Raw genomic sequence first — 20507 nt, forward strand, 5'->3', positions numbered from 1 at the left:
GCTCCGGTCGTGCAACGCGACCGGAGCCGCGGCGGCCGGCATCACCCACATGACCATCGGCCCCTGCGCCCGGTGAAGAGCTGCTGCGCCGTTGGCGCGATGTCGATCGGCATCGGTGTGAACGCCGCTGACACGCGCTTCGGTCGTCGTTCACCGTGAAGGAATGGCTGATTCGCTCGAGCACTTGGCCGGGCGCCTCCTGATCCAGTGCCGTCCGGCCGACGCCGAAGCCGTCCTCCCGATCGCGAGGGAGCACGAGACCGGGATCGTCCTCACCGGGCCATCACCGGAAACCGCCGTTCGCCGCCTTCGTGGCCAGGGGTTCGACGGCCCGATCCTCTGCGACGCCGACCGGTACTCCGGCAAGAAGCGGGCCCGGGCGAGCCGGGGCACCCACCCGGCGTGGTGCCGCCGTCAACGCGACCTCGAGCTGATCCCGTTGACCGACTCGGGATACCTGCCCCCGCGCGACCTGATCGGGCTTCGCACGATCCTGCGTGCAGCGGCCCGGGAACCGCAGCCCGTCGTCGCCGTGCTGCCGCTGGCCGCGCGCTGGTTCGCCAAACCGGCGATCTGCGACGCCCTCACCCGCGAAATCAACCGCTTCGGCGCACCGGTCGCCCTGGTCCTCGAACACGCCAAAGATCCCTTCGGCGCGCAGTACGTGTTACGTGGCGTCCTCCGCTTGCTGGCGAACTCCACCGTGCGGGTCGTCCTCCTGCGCTCGGACGTCTCCGCGATCGGCGTGCTCTGTCACGGCGCGCACGCCGCGGCGGTGGGTACCTCCAGCACCCTTCGCCACCTGTACCCGGTCACGGCACGAGGTGGAGCGCCTCGGCCGGGCGTCTCCCCCTTCGTCACCCGGCTGCTCGGTTATCACCGGCTCGAGACCTGTGCGGATCTCTTCGCCGAAACACCGGACATGGCGCATCTCTGGGAATGCCCCTGCCCGATCTGCGAAGGAGCGGCTCCCGACTGGCTCGAAAACGCCGGCTCGCCCGCGGAAGCCGCCTTCTGCCACTCGCTGCACTGCTTGTTCGCGTTCAAGGCCGAGCTTTCCCGCCACTGCCACACGCGCGAGCAGCTCCTCAGTGCCTGGCACGAAGCCTGCAGTCATGCGCTCTTCGTCCACGACCAGCTCGCGGAGACCAGGAAACGCTGGACCAGACCGGCGAACCTCCACAGCTGGTACGCGGTCACCGATGATCCCTTGCCGCACCGCGCCGGCGGCATCCCGCCGCAGCCCGGAGCCGTCAGGCCGGGCCGAGCAACGCGATCGACGCCCGGACCGCGACCTCGGTGACGTCACCGGCCCGGCCGCCGTCTTCGACGGTCGTCGCGATCAGCTCCCGCAACCCGCCCAGCAGCATGATCGACAGCTGACGGGACGGCGGGTTGATGCCCGCCGCGCGCATCTCCGCCGTGTCCGTGAGCCGCTGTGTCATCGCGATGAACCCCTCCATCGCGTCGCGCTGCAGGTCGCGGGCCGGCGCGCCCAGGGCCGGTACGTCGCGGATCCAGCTCAGCGTGATCGCCGGCTCGGACTCCGCGCACGCGATCCACGTCTCGATCGCCTGGCGCACCTGGTCCTTCCACAGCGCGCGCGGGTCGACGGCCTCGGAGATCTGCTGGATCATCGACCGGTTCGCGTCCGCCAGGAGCGCGATCAAGCACTCTTCGCGACTGGCGAAGTGCTCGTAGAAGGTCCGGCGGGACGTGCGGGCGCGGCGGACGACGTCGGCCACCGTCGTGTCGCGGAAGCCGGCCTCGGTGATCGACGCGGCCAGCCCGTCCAGGAGCCGCTGCCGGTGCCGGCGGGTATCGACGTCCACGGAAGTCACGCTATACGCCTCCTCTTGAAACCGGATGGTACACCGGCGTACCGTACCGACGGTACGTTCGCGTACCACCACTCCGGGAGGGGTCGATGACGACCATGACACGCCCTGCGACGCTGCCACCGGGGCCGACCGCGCCCCGCGCCGTCCAAGGCGCCTACGCGCTGACCCTGCCCCTGCGCGGAATGCGCCGCCTGCGGGACCGCTACGGGGACGCCTTCACGGTGAACGTGCCGATCTTCGGCAACGCCGTCGTGCTCAGCGGCGCCGCCGAGATCAAGCAGCTGTTCACCTCCGGGCCCGAGCTCGTCGACAACCTCGAGGTGAACCTCGGGCGCGTGCTGGGGTCCCGGTCGATGTTCGCGCTGTCCGGCGACGAGCACCGACGGCAGCGCAAGCTGCTGGTGCCGCCGTTCCACGGACGGCGGCTGGCCGCCTACGAGCGGATCGTCGAGGAAGAAACCACGCGCGAGCTGGCGAGCTGGCCGGAAGGCCAGGCGTTCGCCACGCTGCCCTCGATGATGCGGATCACGCTCAACGCCATCCTCCGCGCGGTCTTCGGCGCCGAAGGGGCCGAGTTCGCCGAGCTGCGCGAACTGCTCCCGCCGTTCGTCACCCTCGGCTCCCGGCTGGCCGTGCTGCCGATCCCGAAACGCGGCCGCTTCAACCCCTGGCGCCGCTTCGAACGGATGCGGCGGCAGTACGACGCGATCGTCGACCGGCTGGTCGCGAAGGCCCGCCCGGACGGCGACGACGTCCTGTCGATGATGCTGCAAACCCGGTACGACGACGGTTCCGGCCTCAGCCGCGAGGAGATCGCCGACCAGCTCCTCACCCTGCTCACCGCCGGGCACGAAACCACGGCGACGACGCTGGCCTGGGCCGTCGAACGGCTCCGCCGCCACCCCGCGCTGCTGGCGGAGCTGAAAGACGACGACGGAAAGCTCCTCGACGCCACGATCCTCGAGGTCCAGCGCACCCGCCCGGTCATCGACCTCACCGCCCGGCAGGTCAAGCAGGACGGTTTCCGGCTCGGCCGGTGGACGCTGCCGAAGGGGTACGCGGTGCTGGTCAGCATCGCGCTGATCCACGACGACGACGCCGTCTTCCCCCAGGCGGCCACCTTCGACCCCCATCGCTTCGAAGGCGCGCGCCCGGACCTGTACCAGTGGATCCCGTTCGGCGGCGGCACCCGCCGCTGCCTCGGCGCCGCGTTCGCGACCATGGAGATGACCGTCGTGCTGCGGACACTGTTGCGGGACTTCATCCTGGTACCGACGCAGGAGCCCGGCGAACGCTGGCACTCGCGGGGCGTGGCCTACGCCCCGGCCAAGGGCGGCCGCGCGGTCGTGCGCCGCCGGACCACCGGAGGAAATTCGTGACCGAAGAGATCGCCGACGTCGGCCGGGGGATTTCCCTGGCGTACGAACGGATCGGGGACGCCGGCGCCGAGCCGCTGGTCCTTGTGGCCGGGCTCGGCCAGCAGCTGCACGGCTGGCCGGACGCCTTCTGCGCCCAGCTGGCCGGGCGCGGGTACGAGGTCGTCCGGTTCGACAACCGCGACGCCGGGCGCTCGACGCACCCGCGCTTCCGGCCGCCGAACCTCCTCGCCATGCTCGCGGGGCGGTTCCCGCCGCAGCAGTACGACCTGCGGGACATGGCCGCCGACACCGCGGGTCTGCTCGACGCGCTGGAGCTCGGCTCCGCGCACATCGCGGGCGTGTCCATGGGCGGGATGATCGCCCAGACCGTCGCGGCGCTGTACCCGGACCGCGTCCGGACCCTGACGTCGATCATGTCGACGACCGGGTCGCGGCTGATCGGCCGTCCCGCGCTCTCGACGTGGCGGATGATGGGCGGGAAGCCGCCGAGGTCCCGGGACGAGGCGGTCGAAGGCGCGGTCCGGATGTTCCGGCACATCGGCTCGCACGGCTTCCCGTTCGACGAGGCCTGGGTGCGCGAGACGGCCGGGAAGGGCTGGGACCGCGACCCGTCGGCCGGCGGCGTCGGCCGTCAGCTCGCCGCCATCATGAAGTCCGGCAACCGGACGCCGCTGCTGCGGACGATCACCGCGCCGGCGCTGGTGATCCACGGCGACCGCGACCGGATGGTCCACCCCACCGGCGGCGCCGCCACCGCACGGGCGATTCCCGGCGCCCGCCTCGAAACCGTCCGCGGCATGGGCCACGACCTGCCCGAGGGTGCGTGGTCCACGGTGCTCGACCTGATCGATGAGCACGCGAGGAGCAGCGATGTCCCGGCCCCGTAACCGGCACAGCATCACCGGCCGCCCGGTCGTGATCACCGGCGCGGCCTCCGGCATCGGCCGGGCACTGGCCACCCGGCTGTCGCGGCTCGGCTCGCCGGTGGCTCTCGCCGACGTCGACGAGGACGGCCTCAAGGCGACCGCGGCGGCGCTGTCCGGCCGGGTGCTCACCCGCGTCCTCGACGTCCGCGACGCCGAAGACCAGCTCCGGTTCGCCGTCGAGGTCCGCGACTGGCTCCCGGCGCCGTTGGCCGCGGTGTTCAACAACGCCGGTGTCGCGGTGACCTCCACCGTGCTCGACGCCGTGCCCGAGGACGACGACTGGCTGCACGACATCAACTTCCGCGGCGTGGTGCACGGGACGCGCGCGTTCCTGCCGATCCTCGTCGAGCAGGGCGAAGGCGCGATCGTGAACACCTCCAGCGTGTTCGGTCTGCTCGGGATGCCGTACCAGAGCGCCTACTGCGCGGCGAAGTTCGCGGTCCGCGGTTTCACCGAGTCACTGCGGCAGGAACTGCGCGGCACCGACGTCCGCGCGGTGACCGTGCACCCGGGCGGCATCACGACGAACATCGCGCGCAACGCCCGGGTGCGCCGGGACCCCGAAGGACGGGGACGCACCCACGAGCAGATGGCCGCGCAGTTCGAAGCCATGACGATGACGTCGCCGGAGAAGGCGGCGGCGATCATCCACGCCGGGGTCGACCGGGGGAAGGCCCGGATCCTCGTCGGCCCGGACGCCTACCTGTTCGACGCGCTCGCCCGCCTCACCCCGACCCACTACAACGCCGTGCTGACGCGCGTGATGCACTCGCGGCGGAAGGAGACCGCCTGAGATGACCGAACACCTCGACGTGCTGATCGTCGGCGCCGGGTTGTCCGGCGTCGGCGCGGCCCACCACCTGCGGACGGCGTTCCCGCACAAGACGTACGCGCTCCTCGAAGCCCGCGACGCGATCGGCGGCACCTGGGACCTGTTCCGCTACCCGGGCGTGCGGTCCGATTCGGACATGCAGACCCTCGGCTACCGGTTCCGGCCGTGGACCGACACGAAGGCCATCGCGGACGGCTCCACGATCCTGCGGTACGTCCGCGACACCGCGGCCGAAGCCGGGATCGACCGGCACATCCGGTTCGGGCACCGGGTGGTCGGCGCCGCCTGGTCCACCGAGGACGCGCTGTGGACGGTCGAAGCCGTGCACGACGGGCAGCCGGTGGAGTTCACCGCGAAGTTCCTCTACCTGTGCAGCGGCTACTACGACTACGCGGCCGGGCACACGCCGGAGTTCCCCGGCATCGAGCGGTTCGGCGGTACCGTCGTCCACCCGCAGCACTGGCCCGAAGACCTCGACTACACCGGCAAGAAGGTCGTCGTGATCGGCAGCGGCGCGACCGCGGTGACCCTCGTGCCGGCGATGACCGGCCGCGCCGCGCACGTGACGATGCTGCAGCGCTCCCCCTCGTACGTCCTTTCGCTACCGTCGGAGGACGCGCTGGCCAACCGGCTGCGCGGCCTGCTCGGCCCGCGGCTGGCGTACCCGATCTCGCGCTGGAAGAACGTCGCCGTGAGCACGCTGATCTACCAGCTCAGCCGGCGTCGCCCGGGGGTGGTGAAGCGGCTGATCCGCAAGGCCACGATCAAGCAGCTGCCGCCCGGGTACGCCGTGGACACCCACTTCAAGCCGCGCTACCAGCCCTGGGACCAGCGGCTGTGTCTGGTCCCGGACGGCGACCTCTTCCGGTCGATCCGCCGCGGCGACGCTTCGGTCGTCACGGACCGGATCGCCGGGTTCACCGAGCGGGGAATCCGGCTGGAGTCCGGCGACGAACTCGAGGCGGACGTCGTCGTCACCGCCACCGGCCTGCGGTTGCTGGCCTTCGGCGGCATCGAGCTCGTCGTCGACGGCACTCCCGTGAAGCTGCCGGAAACCATGGCGTACAAGGGGATGATGCTCAGCGGCGTGCCGAACTTCGCCTTCACGATCGGCTACACGAACGCGTCGTGGACGCTCAAGGCCGACCTCGTCGGCGAGTACGTCGTCCGGTTGCTGCGCCACCTCGACCGGAACGCCTACGACCAGTGCGTGCCGGTCAACGACGACCCGGCGGTCACCGAGCGGCCGTTGCTCGACTTCGACGCCGGCTACGTCACGCGGTCGATCGACGAGTTCCCGAAGGCCGGTTCGCGGGCGCCGTGGCAGCTGGGCATGAGCTACGCGCACGACGTCGTCAAGCTCCGGCACGGCCGGATCGACGACGGCGCGCTGCGCTTCTCGCGGCGATCGGCGGGAGCGGGCAGACTGAGCGCATGACGCTCGGTACCTCCCCCGCCCGGGGCCGCTGACATGCACTCCGCGGGCCTCGTGCTGCACCCCCGCCGCGACTCCGCGGCCGCCGTCGAAGCCGTCCTGGGCTGGGCCGGCAAGCGGAACATCGAAATCCTCGGCATCGAGGACGAGATCGTCCGCCTGAACTGCGCCGCGGTGGGGGTGACGCCCGAGGAGCTCGGTCGCCGGTCCGACCTGGTGGTCAGCCTCGGCGGCGACGGCACGATGCTGCGGGCGATGCGGCTGGCCGACGGGCAGCGCGCACCGGTGCTCGGGGTGAACCTGGGCAAACTCGGCTTCCTGGCCGAGGTCGACGTCCCCGACCTGCCGAGCGCGCTCTCGGCCATCGACGACCACGAGTTCACGGTGGAGCCGCGGCTGGCCGTGGACGCGGTGCTGCAGGGACGGCGGATCACGGCGTTCAACGACATCGCGGTGGTGCGCGTGCCCGGCGAAGGCAGCGCGGTGGTCGCCGTCCGCGTCGGCGGCCAGCCGTTCGTGAGCTACTCGGCCGACGCCGTGGTCGTCGCGACGCCGACGGGCTCGACGGCCTACAGCTTCTCGGCGGGCGGCCCGATCACCAGCCCGGCGGTGGAGGCCCTGCTGGTGACGCCGGCGGCACCGCACTCCGCGTACAGCCGGGGCGTCGTGCTCTCGGTGCACGACGAAGTCACCCTGGAGCTGCTGCCCACCAGCGGCCGGCTGGCGGTCGAGGTCGACGGCCAGGTCGAGGGGTACGTCCGGGCCGGCGAGCGGCTCGACCTGCGCGCCCGGCCCAGCGCGGCCCGGGTGGTCCGGCTCGGCATGACGACGTTCTACCAGCGGGCGCGGCGCAAGCTGCGGCTCACCGATTCGGCCGAAATCCCGCAGGATGGCGACCACTGAGCGTGGTCTGCGTCACAGCAGGGGCGCATCGGCAATGGTCACGGAAAGGTCACGGGTAGCGTGCGCGGCTGCGCCTGAACCAGCCGAACCGTCCCGGAGTGTTCCCTGCATGCTGTGTCCCGCACCCGTTCGCCCCCGCCTGCGCGCCCGCCTGCTCGTGCCCGGGGCCCTCGCCGCCTTCGCCGGCGCTGTCGTCCTGCTCGCCGTGTTGCACGTCGACCGGCGGCTCGCGCCGCTCGACCCGGTGAGCACGATGCTCAGCGACTACGCGCTGAGCCCCGGCCGCGGGCTGTGGGACGGCGCGCTGCTGCTCACCAGCACCGGCTCGGCCCTGCTGCTGGTCGCGCTCTACCGCCGTGGCCTGCTGGCCAACCCGGCGCTCGTCGTCGCGAAGGCGCTGTGGTGCGTCAGCCTGCTGGCGGTCGCGATCTTCGCGAAGGACCCGCAGGGCGGCGCGATCACCGCCACCGGCAAGATCCACCTCTACGCCTCGGCGGTGACGTGCCTCAGCCTGCCGATCGTCGGCTGGGCACTGGGCCGCCGCCACCGCGACGACCCCCGCTGGCGGCGGTTCGCGACGTGGTCACGGCGCCTGGCGCTGGCGGCGATCCCGTTCTACCTGCCGTTCATCGTCCCGTTCGCGGTCAACGTCATCCTCGGCGGCCACCTGCCGACGGTCGCGACGGGCTTGGTGGAGCGGTTGATGATGCTGCTGGAGATCGCGCTGCTCGCCGTACTCGGTCACTGGGCGCACCGGGCAATGCCGACCGGGGTCCGGTTCCGGCCCCGTTCCCAGGTCTCCCGGGCCTGAGGCAGCTCACCGAACCCCGCAACCCGCGTGACCCAGCCCGTCTCCCGCGTGATCAGAGCCGTCTCCCGCGTGATTGAAGCCGGAACTCGCGAGTTACGCCCCCAATCACGCGAGTTCCGGTTCTGATCACGTGGGTTACGGGGGCGGGCGTGGGTTGTCGCCGGGCTGGTCGCGCGTGCGGTGCAGCAGCCAGTCACGGGTGGTGCGGATCAGCGCGTACCGCACCGGGCCCGTCCGGCCGTGCAGTGTGAACAGGATCCGCTTGACCGTCCGGTCGTGCTCCTCCCACCAGCCCGTGTCGGCGATCTTCTTCGTCTCGTCCTCGTAGGCGAGGTGGTCGAGGGCGTGGTCGGGCACGGCGACCGCGAGCCGGTCGGCGCCGGAATCCGGGGGCAGGCCGCGCGGCACCGCCCACGACCGCAGCACGCCGTCCTCCTCGAGCCGCAGGTCGAAGTGGTGCCGCGGGCGCCAGTGCTCGTGCAGCACGAACGCCGGTCGCCGATCGCTCACGTCCTTCACCATGCCAGATCCCCGCCGCGGGGCCACCCGGCTAGGTTGGAGCCCCACACGGGAATCCAGGGGAGGCCGGGGTGAACGTCGCCGGTGGGGTGCTGCCGGTCGCGGCCGGGGTGGCCCTCGTCGTGTTCGCCGTGCGGCTGGCGCGCGAACCGCGACGGCTGGGCAACGCCGTCTGGCTCGGCGTGGCGCTGCTGCTCACCGCGCTGTGGCTGCTGCGCGCCGGGCTGCACCTGGGGTGGCTCACGCCGGTGCTGCTGGGCCTGCTCGGTGTCGTGGTGGTGCTCGTCGCGCTGGTGCTGCCGGGCGCGCTGATCATCAACGGGATCCGGATGTGGCGACGGGAAGGGCGCAGCGCGGGGAACCTGCTTTCGCTCGGCCTCGGCGCCGGGCTGGTCACGCTTGAGGCGCTGGCGTTCGCGCCGCTCGGCCAGTGGGGTTCGGCGCTGGTGGCCGTCGCGGCCGTGCTGGCCGGTTACTTCGGGTTCCTGTTCCTGTCGCTGCTGGTCTACTCCGTGGTGTACAGCCGGATCGGCCGCCGCAGCGGGTTTGACGCGATCATCGTGCTCGGCTGTGGCTTGGACGGCGAGCGGGTGCCGCCGTTGCTCGCCGGGCGGCTCGAGCGCGCGATCCGGCTCCACGGCCGGGAGGCGACGCCCCCGCTGCTGGTGGTTTCCGGCGGCCGGGGTCCCGGCGAGACGGTCACCGAAGCCGAAGCGATGCACGCCTACCTGCTGGACCGCGGCGTGCCGGCGGACCGGATCCGACGCGAGGACCAGGCCCGGACGACCGAGGAGAACCTCAGCTTTTCGGCCGCGCTGCTCCCGGCCGACGCACGGCGCGTGGTGGCGGTGACCAGCAACTACCACGTGTTCCGCACGGCGATCGAGTGCCGGCGGCTGAGCCTGCCGTTCCAGGCGACGGGGTCGCCGACGGCCCGGTACTTCCTGCCGAGCGCGCTGCTGCGCGAGTTCGCGGCGCTGATCCTGCACTACCGCCGGACGACGGTCGCGGCATGCGTCCTGATCGCCGGCACGGGCCTGGTGCTGGCGATCTTCGCCTGAGCGATGTCGTGGCGGCGGGCGCGGACCGGCACGCACGTCCCGCCGCTGTTCCGCGCGGCGCGGTCCGGCGAACCGCTGCAGCTGTACCGGTTGTGCGCGGTGGTCGGCGGTTCCTGGCCACCGCCGTCCGGTACCGCCACCGCGGCAACCACACCGGCGTGCGGAGTCCCGGTGGGGGCCGCCGCCCCTGCTCACGCTCGGCCGGGTCCGGTCCCGGCTCGGCAGCCGGACCGGGCGGGGCGCCGCCGTTGCCGTTGCGATGGCCGCCGCGGGCCTGGACGAGGTCGGGCGCACGGCCAGTTCGGCGCACACCGGCCAGTGGTGACCCGCCTTCCGGCCTCCACCAGGAGGACGCGCCGACGCACGCCGCGATGACCCGGCGCGCGGCACCACCGAGCCGGCGGGCCTCGGCGACCAGTCCGGCCGAGCCGGGCCGGCGGCGGCCCGGGGACGACCACCGCGTCCACGGCGTAGTCCACATCGGACAGTGACCCGTCCACGCCGAGCACCACCCTGGTCACCGAGCACCGGCTGACCACGGCCGGCTCTACGCCGAGGCCTGGAAGTTCGCCGACGGCGGGGACGTGCTGACCCAGTCCTACAACTCCGCCGCCGCGCCGCGTCGGCAGCGCAACCGCCTGATCCGCAAGGGTTTCGTCTTCGGCCGCGGCTGGATCCAGGTCAAGGGCATCGAGGGCCGGCCTGCGAGTGAACGTCGCGTGCGCTAACTCGCGCCCGTATAGGTCGTTATACGAAGCGATCGCGTCCGCAGCACCGCCGAGCAGCCGCTAACGCGTTTCCGGCGGCTCGGCCACGTAAGCGCGGAGGGCCTCCGTGGTATCGCCGAGGAACCGGGCCACGACCTCGGCCTGCCCGGGTGCAAGGTCGTCCGTCAGCCGGGTGATGGCGTCGATGAGCGGGGCCAGCGCGGCCCGGACCTCGGTGCGGGCCGCTTCGCTGACGACCAGGGTGACCCGCCGCCCGTCGCGGGGGTGCGGGTCGCGGCGGACGTGCCCGGCGGCTTCCAGGCGGTCGACCAGGACGGTGGCCGACGCGGACCGGATCTTGAGCGCGTGCGCGAGGTCGACGGTGCCCATCGGTGCGCCACCCGCCAGGTGCTGCAGCGCCTGCACGTCGGTCGCTCCGAGGCCGAGGCGCCGGGCGAGGGCGACCTGGACGTCGTGGGCGAGCGCGAGGAGTTCGCGCACGGCGAGGTTCACCCGCAGCGCGACGGGACCGTCTTCCATCGGGTCATTCTAAGTTAGCTAGACAATCTAGCGAGTTTTGCTACCGTGGAGCACGTGGACGTCCGAGCGATGAACGCCGAAATGACCGCGAACCTGATCGAAGCCCCCGCCGAGCCGCCGCCCGAAGGCGGGTACGCGCTGCGTGTCGTCGAGACCCGCGGCCGCCGCACCGGCGCACCGCGGCGCGTGCCCTTGGCCGTGGTCGCGCGCGACGGCGCGCACTACCTCGTCTCCCCCGTCCGCGACCGCGACTGGGTGGTGAACCTCCTGGCCACGCCGGAGTGCGCGCTGCTGTCCGGCGGACGCCGCGAGGAGCGGCGGGCCGAGCCGGTCGACGGCGTGGAGGCGGCCGAGGTGGTCGCCTCCTACCTGGCCGCGATGTCGGTGCCGTGGGCGATCCGGGCGTTCCCGGTCCCCCAGGACGCCACCCTCGGGCAGATCCTCGGGCACCTGCCGGGCATGGCGGTGTTCCGCCTGTCCACAGTGGACGAACCGTGAGCGTCGCGATCGCGGGCGGCGGCCCCGGCGGTCTGCTGCTGGGCTACCTGCTCGCCCGCGCCGGGATCGAGGTCACCGTGCTGGAGGCGCGGTCGGATTTCGACCGTGACTTCCGCGGCGATTCACTGCACCCCTACACCCTCGAACTCCTCGACCGGCTGGGCCTGGCCGAGGACCTGCTCGCGCTCGACCACTTCAAGGCGCGTTCGTTCCGCTTCCACACCCTCGCCGGCGTCTACCGCGTCGCCGACTACGACCGCCTCCGCACGCCGTTCGGCTACGTCGCCCTCATGCCCCAGGTGCGGTTCCTCGACTTCCTCGCCGCCCGGGCGAGCACCCTCCCGTCGTTCACGCTGCGCACCAACGCCAAGGTCACCGGGCTGCTCGAAGACGGCGACGGCACGGTCACCGGCGTCCGCCACCGCGGCGGCGAGCTCACCGCGTCCCTCGTCGTCGGCGCCGACGGCCGGTTCTCCACGGTGCGGCGCCTGGCCGGGCTCGAAGCCCGCTCGCTGGGCGCGACCACCGACCTGCTGTGGTTCCGGCTCCCCCGCTCCCCCGGCGACCCGCCCGACGCGGACCTCGACCTCTACTTCGGGCGCAACGCCTACGTGGGCGTCCTCGGCGGCGTCCGGGACTGGCAGGTCGGCTACAGCATCGAAAAAGGCTCTTACCCGGCCCTGCACGAGCGCGGGGTCGAGCCGATCCGCGCGTTCGTCCGTGAGCGGGTGCCGTGGCTGGCCGACCGGGCCGCCCTGCTCACCGGCTTCTCGCAGACCACGCTGCTGTCGGTGGACATCGCCCGCGTGGACCGCTGGCACCGGCCGGGCCTGCTGCTGCTCGGCGACGCCGCGCACGTCATCTCCCCGGTCGGCGGCAACGGCATCCTGATGGCGGTCCAGGACGCCGTCGCCGCGGCGAACCGGCTGATCCCCGCCTTCCGCCGCGGCGGCGTCACGCCCGCGGACCTGGCGAGCGTCCAAGCCGATCGGATCCGCGCGATCGAACGGGTGCAGGCCGACCAGGTACGGGTCGAACGGCGGGCCGCGGCCGCCCGGGCGCGCGGCCGCGGCACCGCACCGCCGAAGCTGCTCAAGTACCTGTTCGCCGTGCCGGCCGTGCGCACCCGCGGCGCCCGCGGCAACGCCTACGGGCCGTTCCCGCCTCAGCTCGACGAGTCCCTCTTGTCGTCGTAGGAGGTCCAGCCGCCCTGGTCTTCGGCCGCCTCGACGTCGGCGTCGGCGGTCGCGGCGTGCGTCATCGCGGCGATTGTGCGTTCAAGGCCCTGCTGGACCTCGTCGCCGTCGGCCTCGCGGACGCTGTGCAGGGTCACGGTGATCTCCGAGGACGCCGGCCCGTCGTCGCGGATGCGCAGTTCGCCGTGGTAGTCGTCGGGTCCCTCGGCGCCCCACTTCAGCGACCGGGTCGCCGGGTCGGTGTGCAGCCACGCCTCGCCGGCGACGCGCTCGCCGTGCACTTCGGCCTCGACGTGGACGCTGTCCCCGCCCGTCGGCTCGGCGACCTTCATCTCCGGGAAGTAGCGCGGCAGGTTCTCGGGGTGGCTCAGGAAGGCGAACAGCTCGTCGGCGGGGACGTCGGCGGTCACGGTGTGGCTGTACTCGGTCATCGTTGCACTCCTCGTCGACGGTCCGGATCGTGCCGGGATACCCGTGGTGCGGTGCATTAAAAGGGTGTGCACGGGGAACTCCGGAGGCATGACGGCCACCGAACCCGAGGCCCGGGCGCCCAGGCGGGGTCCAGCCCCCGTGCAGGGCATGGGCATGCTGATCGGCCTGCTGTTCCTCGTTCTCGCCGCACTGGAGCTGATGACGGGGGTGCCGACCGGCGGCGGCCCGAGCGTGTTGTTCGGTGTGCTCGCCGTGTCCGGCGTGTGGACGCTGGTGCACCTGCTGACCGGCGTCATGGCGGTCTTCTGCACCCGTTCTTCGCGCTGGGCGGCGCGGTTCCTCGTCGTCGCCGGTGCCTGTTACGCCGTGGTCGGGCTCGCCGGGCTGCTGCCGCTGCCGCACGCGATCACCGACACGTTGCCGCTGAACACCGCGGGGGTCTGCTTCGACCTGGCGCTGGGCACGGGGATGCTCATCCTCGGTGTGGGCTGGCTGCGGCGCCGGCCGGAACGGCGCCGCTGAGGAGCTCGTCCGGCCGCGGGAACCGGACGAGCACGGCGGTGACGAGCAGGCCGAGCCCGAACAGGACGTAGCCGTTGCCCGTGAGCTGCTGGACGAACGTCCACTGCCGCTCCACCTCCCCACCGCGCGGCCACCACCACTGCGGCCCCGCGACGAACAGCACCGCGCCCGTCACGGCCGGCACCACGAACGCGGGCCGGCGCGTGCGGCGGGCCAGCTCCGCCCAGCCGAGCAGGACGACCACGGCCCAGACCCAGTGGTGCGTCCAGGAGATCGGCGAAACCAGCAGCCCGCCGACGGCGTTCAGGCCGAGCGCGACAGTGGTCTCCCCGGCCGCCAAGGCGCGTCGCACGCCCAGCGCCGTCAGCACGAGCACCACGGCGGCCGGCGGCAGCCACCACGCCGTGCGCGCGTCCGCCGGCACCCCGGCCCTGGCGAGGAGCCCGAGCAGCGACTGGTTGCCGGCGTAGGTCGGCTCGCCGACGCGGCCGGTGTTCCACAGCGCGCCCGTCCAGTACCGGACGGAGTCCGCGCCGGCGAGCAGGAAACCCATCGCCGACGCGGCCAGGAACGTCACGGCGGCGGTCAGAGCGGCCCGGCCGTCCCGGCGGAGCAGGAAGTACAGCAGGAACACCGCGGGCGTCAGCTTCACCGCGGCGGCGAGGCCGATCAGCAGGCCGCGCGGCCACCGCGGGGTGTCCACCAGGACGTCCAGGACGACGAGCGCGAGCAGCAGCAGGTCGATCTGGCCGGCGTACAGCGTGCGCAGCACCGGCTCCAGCACTTCGGCGGCCAGGAGCAGCGCCGCCACCCGCTGCCAGTCGCTCCGGACCCCGAGTGCGCGCAGCACCGTCGCCAGGACCAGTGCCAGCACCGCGAGCGTGAGCAGCGTCAGCGCGAGGCAGGCGGCCCAGTACGGCAGGAGGGCCAGCGGGGCCAGCACGATCGCCGCGAACGGCGGGTAGGTGAAGAGCAGGGACTGGCCGTCGCCCGTGAGCGGCAAGGTGCCGTACAGGGCTCGGCCGTGCAGCAGCGCCGCCGAGCCGAGCCGGTAGACGTCGAGGTCGACGCGGTACGCGGGGAACCGCCACCGGCCGCCGTTGTACGACACGAGGACCGCCACCAGCACGAGCAGCTGCGCTCCGAGCAGCACGTACTTGTTCCCCAGCCAGGCCCGCACCCCTGCTCCCCCTCCGGTCGTCCCTCGCATTCTTTCGGGTCCCGGCCCGGGCACCATCCGGGAAACCCCCGAAGGAACCCCGGGAAAACCGGTTGCCGCCCGTGCCACCCTGGGCCCATGGGGATTCCGGAGGGCTTCACCTACCGCGACGACGGCGGCATCGTGACGATCACCCACCACGGCCGGCCCGCCGGGACGCTGCGCGGGGCCGCCGCCGCGCGGTTCCTCGCCGCGCTGGCGCGGGGTGACGACCAGCAGCTGCTGATGGCTCGCGTGACGGGCAACTACAAGCACGGCAACGAACGCCGGGCGCGCGAGCACCCGCGCAACCGCGGACGCTGAACTTCTGCGCCGTACGGCGCAAGCGGCAGGACCGGATGGGTTAGCATCTGGCCCCGTGCCGACCTCGTCGAAGATTCACGCCAATCCCAACACCGGCTTCGCGTGGCTGAGGATGATCGGCGCGATCACGGTCATCGTCGATCACAGCATGCCGCTGCTGCACCCGCAGCGGCTGACGATCTTCCCCGCCGCCTGGCACATGTCGCCGGGGTACATCGCGCTGATGGGCTTCTTCGCGATGAGCGGCTACCAGATCCAGGACAGCTGGGCGCGTGATCCGTCCTGGTGGCGGTTCGCCGCGCGGCGGCTGCTGCGGATCATGCCGCCACTGGTCGTGGTGCTGGTGGTGACGGTGTTCGTCATCGGCCCGCTGGTGACGACGTGGCCGGCCCACGACTACTGGACGCACATCCAGACGTGGCGCTACCTGGTCGGCACGACCGTGCTGTTCTACATGCAGCACGAACTGCCCGGCGTGTTCGCCACCAATCCGTACCCGTTCTCGGTGAACGGCGCGATCTGGACGCTGCCGATGGAGCTGCTCGGCTACGGGCTGGTCCTGGTGGCCGGCGTGATCGTGCTGATCGGCGTCCCGCGCTGGTTCCTGGTCCTGGTCCTCGGCGGCATGGTCTACACCGACAGCGTGCTGCGGGCGACGTTCGAGTACCACGGCGCCGGCGGCTCGCTGCTGGTCGTCCCGATCGGGTCGACGGTGTCGTTCCTCGTGCCTTTCGTCATCGGCGTGGTGCTGCACGCCTATCGCGACCGGATCCCGCTCAAGCCGTGGGTGGCGCTGGTCCTCTTCGCCGCATACCTGGGGCTGAGCCAGACGCCGGCGAGCCGGTACGCGCTGGCGCTGAGCGCGGCGTACGGCGCGATCACGCTCGCGACGCACTGGCCGCGGAAGCTGGAGGCCGGCGGCCCGTGGGTCTACGGCAGCTACGGCACCTACATCTGGGGTTTCCCGATCCAGCAGCTGCTCATCCTCGGCGGGGTGCGGCAGGTGTGGCTGCTGATCCTGCTGGCCGTGCCCGCCTCCTACCTCGTCGGCCAGCTGTCCTGGAACTACGTGGAAAAGCCGACGCAGCGGCTGCGCCGGTACCTCCGGCCGCCGGCGCCGGTCCGGCAGCGGGTGGCCGCGCCACCGCGGCTGCCCGCCACCGCGGCCGCGCCACTGCGGCGATCTTGAGGCAGGCACCCGGGTTGGGCATGCTGACGCTGTGACCTACGACGTGCGGAAGATCCGCGAGCACTTCCCGGCCCTCGCCGACGGCGCCGCGCACTTCGACGGACCCGGCGGTTCGCAGGTCCCCGACGTCGTCGCGGAGGCGGTGGCCGGCACGCTGTGCGCCGCGATCGCCAACCGCGGGGTCGTCACGGCCGCCGAGCGCCGGACGAGCACGGTCGTCGCCGAAGCCCGGCAAGCCGTCGCGGACCTGCTCGCCGCGGACCCGGCCGGCGTCGTTTTCGGCCGCAGCATGACCCAGCTGACCTACGACTTCTCCCGCACGCTGGCGAAGAAGTGGGGTCCCGGCGACGAAGTCGTCGTCACCCGGCTCGACCACGACGCGAACATCCGGCCGTGGGTCCAGACCGGGGTCACCGTCCGCTGGGCCGATTTCGATCCCCGCACCGGGGAACTCGCGGCCATCACCCCGCTGCTCTCGGAGCGGACGCGGCTGGTCGCGGTGACGGCGGCGTCGAACCTGCTGGGTACCCGCCCGGACATCCCGGCGATCGCGGCCGAGGTGCACGACGCGGGCGCGCTGCTGTACGTCGACGGCGTGCACCTGACCCCGCACGCGGCCATCGATGTCACGGCGCTCGGGGCCGATTTCTACGCGTGCTCGCCGTACAAGTTCCTCGGGCCGCACCTGGGCGTGGTCGCCGCGGCGCCGTCGTTGCTCGAGACGCTGCACCCGGACAAGCTGCTGCCGTCGACCGATGTGGTCCCGGAGCGGTTCGAGCTGGGCACGTTGCCTTACGAGCTGCTGGCCGGGACGACCGCGGCGATCGATTTCCTCGCCGGGCTGGTGCCGGGTGCGGGCTCGCGCCGCTCGCGGTTGCTGGGGTCGTTCTCCGCCTTGGAGAAGCACGAGAACGAGCTGCTGGCGCGCCTCGACGCGGGTCTGGCCGCCCTTCCGGGAGTCACGCGGTACGGCTCGCCGGAGCGCCACCGGACCCCGACGGTACTGTTTTCCGTGGCCGGGGTCGCCTCGCAGGCGGTGTACGAACACCTTGCTGCACAAGGGGTCAACGCTCCGGCCGGCAGTTTCTACGCGATCGAGTGCTCGCGGCACCTGGGCCTGGGCGGCACCGGTGCGGTGCGGGCGGGGCTCGCGCCGTACACGACGGAGGCCGACGTGGACCGGCTGCTGGCCGGGGTGGAGTCGCTCCCCCGCGCCTGAGCGTCGCCCGGCGGCGGTGTCGTTCCCGCGCGGGAGGATCGACGCCGGGTGGCGAGCCGGGACTTCCCCGGCTCGCCACCCTCGGCCTCACGGCACCGGCGCGAACCCCGACGGGCGGGCGGTGAACGTGCCCCGGCCCTGCGTCCGGCTCCGCAGCCGGTCGGCGTAGCCGAACAGCTCGGCCACCGGCACCGTCGCCGTCACCACCGCCGTGCCCGCCCGCACCTCGGACCCGGCCACCCGGCCACGCCGGGCGGCGAGGTCGCCGAGCACGCCCCCGACCGCGTCGGCCGGGACCGTCACCGCGACCTCCGCCACCGGCTCGAGCAGGCGCAGGACCGACGAGCGCAACGCCTCACGCAACCCGAGCCTGCCCGCCGTCCGGAACGACAGGTCCGACGAGTCCTTCGGGTGCGTCGCCCCGTCGGTCAGCGTCACGCGCAGCCCCGTCACCGGGTAGCCGCCCAGCGGTCCTTCGGCCAGTGCGTCCCGGCAGCCGGCCTCGACCGCCCGGACGTACTCGCGCGGTACCCGGCCGCCGACGACCGCCGAGGCGAACTCGAACCCCTCCGGAGCCGGCGCGACGTCCAGGACCACGTGCGCGAACTGGCCCGCCCCGCCGTCCTGCTTGACGTGGCGGTAGACCAGCCCGGTGACGCCGCCGACGACGGTCTCGCGGTGTGCGACCTCCGGACGGCCGACCGCGACCTCCAGGCCGCGGTCCCGCCGGAGCTTCTCCACCGCCACCTCCAGGTGCAGCTCGCCCAGCCCGGACAGCACCGTCTGCCCGGTTTCCGGATCGACCCGCACGACCAGCGACGGGTCCTCCTCGGCCAGCCGCGCCAGTGCCGACGTCAGCCGCTCGCCGTCGGCCGACCGCCGGGCTTCGACGGCCACCGAGACCACCGGCTCCGCCGTCACCGGCGGCTCCAGCACCACCGGGGCGCCGGGCGCGCAGAGGGTGGCGCCGACGCGCGCCGCCTTCGGCCCGGCGACCGCGACGATGCCACCGGCCACCGCACTGTCCACTTCGGAATGCCGGTCGGCCTGCACGCGCAGCACCCGCGCGACGCGTTCGGTGCGCCCCGCGTCCGTCACCTGGTCTCCCTTCCGCAGCGTTCCCGAGTACACCCGCAGGTACGTGAGCCGTCCCGTCGCCGTCGAGACGACCTTGAACACCAGCGCGGCCAGCGGCGCGGCCGGATCGGCGGGCCGGTCGGGCCGCACCGGCGGGACGTCCGCCGGCGACGGCAGGTACGCCACGACGGCGTCGAGCGGCGCAGCAGGTCGACGACACCGGTGAAGCCGTCCTCGCGGCCGATCGGCAGCTGCACGACCAGTGGTGCCGGGTGCAGCCGCGCCCGGATCGAGGCAACGGCGGCGTCGAGGTCGGCGCCCGCACGGTCGAGCTTGTTGACGAACGCGATCCGCGGCACGCCGTGCCGATCCGCCTGCCGCCACACGGTTTCGCTCTGCGGTTCGACCCCGGCGACGGCGTCGAACACGGCGACGGCGCCGTCGAGCACCCGCAGCGACCGCTCGACCTCGTCGGTGAAGTCGACGTGGCCGGGTGTGTCGATGAGGGTGAGCCGGTGGCCGTCCCACGTGCAGCTGACGGCCGCGGCGAAGATGGTGATGCCGCGGTCGCGTTCCTGCGGGTCGAAGTCGGTGACGGTGGTGCCGTGGTGGACCTCGCCGGTCTTGTGGGTGGCGCCGGTGCGGTGGAGGATCCGTTCGGTGACGGGGGTCTTCCCCGCGTCGACGTGGGCGAGGATGCCGAGGTTGCGGACGGTGTGGATGCGCACGAAACTGTCCTTTGCGGACTAAAGGTGATCAGGACGCGCAAATCCCCGTGAGGAGCACCTTCAGGGAAGGGTCACGGGTTTCGGTGCGAGCCGCGCGGCTCGCACCGAGGACGCGGAGACACCAGGATCACCTCGGACCGCGACCGGGGAACGACAGCGATGCGGTGACGCACGGCCGGCTCCCTTCGTTCGACGCGGCAGACAGGTTCCGGCGCAGCTTAGCCACGCCCCGCCCCGCCACCAACGCCTTTTCCGCACGGGTCGAGGAGCCGGTGGGGCGACCCTGCGGAACTGGACCATGGCCGCGAACCGGGCGTCCGGGTCGGTCATGTCGAAGCCCCCGACCTCGGCCAGGCAGCACCCGCAACGCGCGGTCCGGGAAGTCCTCGACGATCCGCAGGGCGTCGGCTCGGCGAGCCAGACGCGACGCCGTCAGCCTGGTTCGTCCGCGGCCGCCAACGCGGGTCTCGCAACGAACCGGTAGCGAATCGGCAGGCCGGAGTGCAGCCCGGCCGGATGCCACCTCACGGGCCGGTACAGCTAGGCCGCCGAGTGCTCCACGGCCAGCTCCACCGCGGAAGCGAGGTCGTTCACCGAGCGGAAGCCGCGGTCGCCCAGGTGGGCCCACCCCGGGCCCGCCGTGCTCACCGCGCACCCGAGGTCGCCGAGGCGGGCCGCCAGGAGGTCGTCCGCCGTCGGGGGGACCGCGGACCACAACACGACCAGGACCGGGTCGAGGCGGGCCGCCAGGTCCGCCACCGTTTCCGCGGGGACCAGCTGACCGAGGTACGCCACCGGGACCGCCGCCTCGGCGAGCGTCGCCCGGAGCGCCTCCATCGGCAGGGAGTGCCGTTCGGCGGGGCAGCAGGCCAGCAGCACCGGGCGGCCCGGCACCGCCGCCGGGAACCGGCGGCTGAACCGTTCGAACGCCAGGGAGATCTCCGACGTCAGCGTCCACTCCGACGCGAAGCACACGTCGCCGCGCTGCCAACGGTCCCCGAGACCGCGCAGCACCGGCGCCAGGACGTCGGTCCAGGCGGCGGCCGGACCCAGCGTCTCCAGCGTTTCGTCCAGCAGACCGGCGATCGAGGCGTTGCGCAGCTCTTCCGCGGCTTCCGCGAGCTCGCGCGCGCGGCGGGACGCCGGCACCTCGAGCGGGGCGGGCGCGCC

21 protein-coding genes and 1 pseudogene are annotated in these 20507 nt (G+C 72.8%); 15 read left to right on the forward strand and 7 right to left on the reverse strand.

The features are described from left to right. Window positions 1-163 precede the first annotated feature (163 nt). A complete protein-coding gene (locus AB0F15_RS42130; protein ID WP_360283013.1) occupies window positions 164-1303 on the forward strand; it encodes a hypothetical protein in 1140 nt (379 codons plus the stop codon). On the opposite strand, the gene AB0F15_RS42135 is transcribed toward AB0F15_RS42130, so the two are convergent. Next, entirely contained in the window at window positions 1254-1841 is a 588-nt protein-coding gene (locus AB0F15_RS42135) for a helix-turn-helix domain-containing protein (RefSeq protein ID WP_360283015.1), read from the reverse strand. The genes AB0F15_RS42130 and AB0F15_RS42135 overlap by 50 nt on opposite strands. 86 nt (window positions 1842-1927) lie before the next feature. Between AB0F15_RS42135 and AB0F15_RS42140 the strand changes: the two genes are divergently transcribed. The 6 genes from AB0F15_RS42140 (at window position 1928) to AB0F15_RS42165 (ending at window position 8127) form a co-directional block, all read left to right on the forward strand. Further along, window positions 1928-3220 carry a cytochrome P450 gene (locus AB0F15_RS42140; protein ID WP_360283017.1) on the forward strand — a complete coding sequence of 431 codons (1293 nt, stop codon included), beginning with the start codon at window positions 1928-1930 and terminating at the stop codon, window positions 3218-3220. Further along, entirely contained in the window at window positions 3217-4107 is an 891-nt protein-coding gene (locus AB0F15_RS42145) for an alpha/beta hydrolase (RefSeq protein ID WP_360283019.1), read from the forward strand. The genes AB0F15_RS42140 and AB0F15_RS42145 overlap by 4 nt, the downstream gene beginning before the upstream one ends. Further along, complete coding sequence (locus tag AB0F15_RS42150) at window positions 4091-4939, forward strand: SDR family oxidoreductase (RefSeq protein WP_360283021.1); 849 nt, start codon at window positions 4091-4093, stop codon at window positions 4937-4939. The genes AB0F15_RS42145 and AB0F15_RS42150 overlap by 17 nt, the downstream gene beginning before the upstream one ends. 1 nt (window position 4940) lies before the next feature. Then, entirely contained in the window at window positions 4941-6416 is a 1476-nt protein-coding gene (locus AB0F15_RS42155; RefSeq protein WP_360283023.1) for an NAD(P)/FAD-dependent oxidoreductase, read from the forward strand. 33 nt (window positions 6417-6449) lie between these two features. Continuing rightward, complete coding sequence (locus AB0F15_RS42160) at window positions 6450-7316, forward strand: NAD(+)/NADH kinase (RefSeq protein ID WP_360283025.1); 867 nt, start codon at window positions 6450-6452, stop codon at window positions 7314-7316. Window positions 7317-7425: 109 nt separating this feature from the next. Further along, on the forward strand, window positions 7426-8127 hold the full coding sequence (locus AB0F15_RS42165; RefSeq protein WP_360283027.1) for a DUF998 domain-containing protein: 702 nt from the start codon (window positions 7426-7428) through the stop codon (window positions 8125-8127). 135 nt (window positions 8128-8262) lie between these two features. Here AB0F15_RS42165 and AB0F15_RS42170 read toward each other — a convergent pair whose 3' ends face one another. Next, on the reverse strand, window positions 8263-8637 hold the full coding sequence (locus AB0F15_RS42170) for a DNA polymerase ligase N-terminal domain-containing protein (protein ID WP_360283029.1): 375 nt from the start codon (window positions 8635-8637) through the stop codon (window positions 8263-8265). A gap of 80 nt (window positions 8638-8717) precedes the next feature. Here AB0F15_RS42170 and AB0F15_RS42175 point away from each other — a divergent pair, with 80 nt between their 5' ends. After that, entirely contained in the window at window positions 8718-9707 is a 990-nt protein-coding gene (locus tag AB0F15_RS42175) for a YdcF family protein (RefSeq protein ID WP_360283031.1), read from the forward strand. Window positions 9708-10291: 584 nt separating this feature from the next. Continuing rightward, the gene (locus tag AB0F15_RS42180; protein WP_360283033.1) at window positions 10292-10435 is read left to right on the forward strand and encodes a hypothetical protein; all 144 of its coding nucleotides are present in this window, start codon (window positions 10292-10294) and stop codon (window positions 10433-10435) included. A gap of 60 nt (window positions 10436-10495) precedes the next feature. On the opposite strand, the gene AB0F15_RS42185 is transcribed toward AB0F15_RS42180, so the two are convergent. After that, window positions 10496-10954, reverse strand: a complete 459-nt coding sequence (locus tag AB0F15_RS42185) for a MarR family winged helix-turn-helix transcriptional regulator (protein ID WP_360283035.1) — start codon at window positions 10952-10954, stop codon at window positions 10496-10498. 54 nt (window positions 10955-11008) lie between these two features. Here AB0F15_RS42185 and AB0F15_RS42190 point away from each other — a divergent pair, with 54 nt between their 5' ends. Continuing rightward, the gene (locus tag AB0F15_RS42190) at window positions 11009-11452 is read left to right on the forward strand and encodes a nitroreductase family deazaflavin-dependent oxidoreductase (RefSeq protein ID WP_360283037.1); all 444 of its coding nucleotides are present in this window, start codon (window positions 11009-11011) and stop codon (window positions 11450-11452) included. Beyond that, window positions 11449-12648, forward strand: coding sequence for an FAD-dependent oxidoreductase (locus AB0F15_RS42195; RefSeq protein WP_360283039.1), 1200 nt, complete (start codon window positions 11449-11451; stop codon window positions 12646-12648). The genes AB0F15_RS42190 and AB0F15_RS42195 overlap by 4 nt, the downstream gene beginning before the upstream one ends. Here AB0F15_RS42195 and AB0F15_RS42200 read toward each other — a convergent pair. After that, window positions 12618-13079 (reverse strand): SRPBCC family protein, encoded by a 462-nt coding sequence (locus AB0F15_RS42200; protein ID WP_360283041.1) that lies wholly within the window; start codon window positions 13077-13079, stop codon window positions 12618-12620. The genes AB0F15_RS42195 and AB0F15_RS42200 overlap by 31 nt on opposite strands. 88 nt (window positions 13080-13167) lie before the next feature. On the opposite strand from AB0F15_RS42200, the gene AB0F15_RS42205 reads away from it, so the two are divergent. Next, window positions 13168-13602 (forward strand): DUF4383 domain-containing protein, encoded by a 435-nt coding sequence (locus AB0F15_RS42205; RefSeq protein ID WP_360283043.1) that lies wholly within the window; start codon window positions 13168-13170, stop codon window positions 13600-13602. Here the strand turns inward: AB0F15_RS42205 and AB0F15_RS42210 are convergent. Then, window positions 13553-14782, reverse strand: a complete 1230-nt coding sequence (locus tag AB0F15_RS42210; protein ID WP_360283045.1) for a glycosyltransferase 87 family protein — start codon at window positions 14780-14782, stop codon at window positions 13553-13555. The genes AB0F15_RS42205 and AB0F15_RS42210 overlap by 50 nt on opposite strands. Window positions 14783-14899: 117 nt before the next feature. On the opposite strand from AB0F15_RS42210, the gene AB0F15_RS42215 reads away from it, so the two are divergent. Genes AB0F15_RS42215 through AB0F15_RS42225 form a run of 3 tightly spaced genes read left to right on the forward strand, consistent with a single transcriptional unit; the run spans window position 14900 to window position 17532 of the window. Next, window positions 14900-15124: a hypothetical protein gene (locus AB0F15_RS42215; RefSeq protein ID WP_360283047.1), complete on the forward strand. Its 225-nt coding sequence runs from the start codon at window positions 14900-14902 to the stop codon at window positions 15122-15124. Between the two features lie 55 nt (window positions 15125-15179). Further along, window positions 15180-16313, forward strand: coding sequence for an acyltransferase (locus tag AB0F15_RS42220; RefSeq protein WP_360283049.1), 1134 nt, complete (start codon window positions 15180-15182; stop codon window positions 16311-16313). Between the two features lie 31 nt (window positions 16314-16344). Next, window positions 16345-17532: a cysteine desulfurase-like protein gene (locus tag AB0F15_RS42225; RefSeq protein ID WP_360283051.1), complete on the forward strand. Its 1188-nt coding sequence runs from the start codon at window positions 16345-16347 to the stop codon at window positions 17530-17532. A gap of 87 nt (window positions 17533-17619) precedes the next feature. Here AB0F15_RS42225 and AB0F15_RS42230 read toward each other — a convergent pair. After that, window positions 17620-19337 (reverse strand): annotated as a pseudogene (locus AB0F15_RS42230) (elongation factor G). A 540-nt stretch (window positions 19338-19877) separates the two neighbouring features. Continuing rightward, on the reverse strand, window positions 19878-20507 hold a 630-nt coding region (locus AB0F15_RS42235; RefSeq protein ID WP_360283053.1), incomplete at its 5' end, for a B12-binding domain-containing protein.

The sequence above is a fragment of the Amycolatopsis sp. NPDC026612 genome (assembly GCF_040638285.1).
In the GTDB taxonomy this organism is placed as follows: domain Bacteria; phylum Actinomycetota; class Actinomycetes; order Mycobacteriales; family Pseudonocardiaceae; genus Amycolatopsis.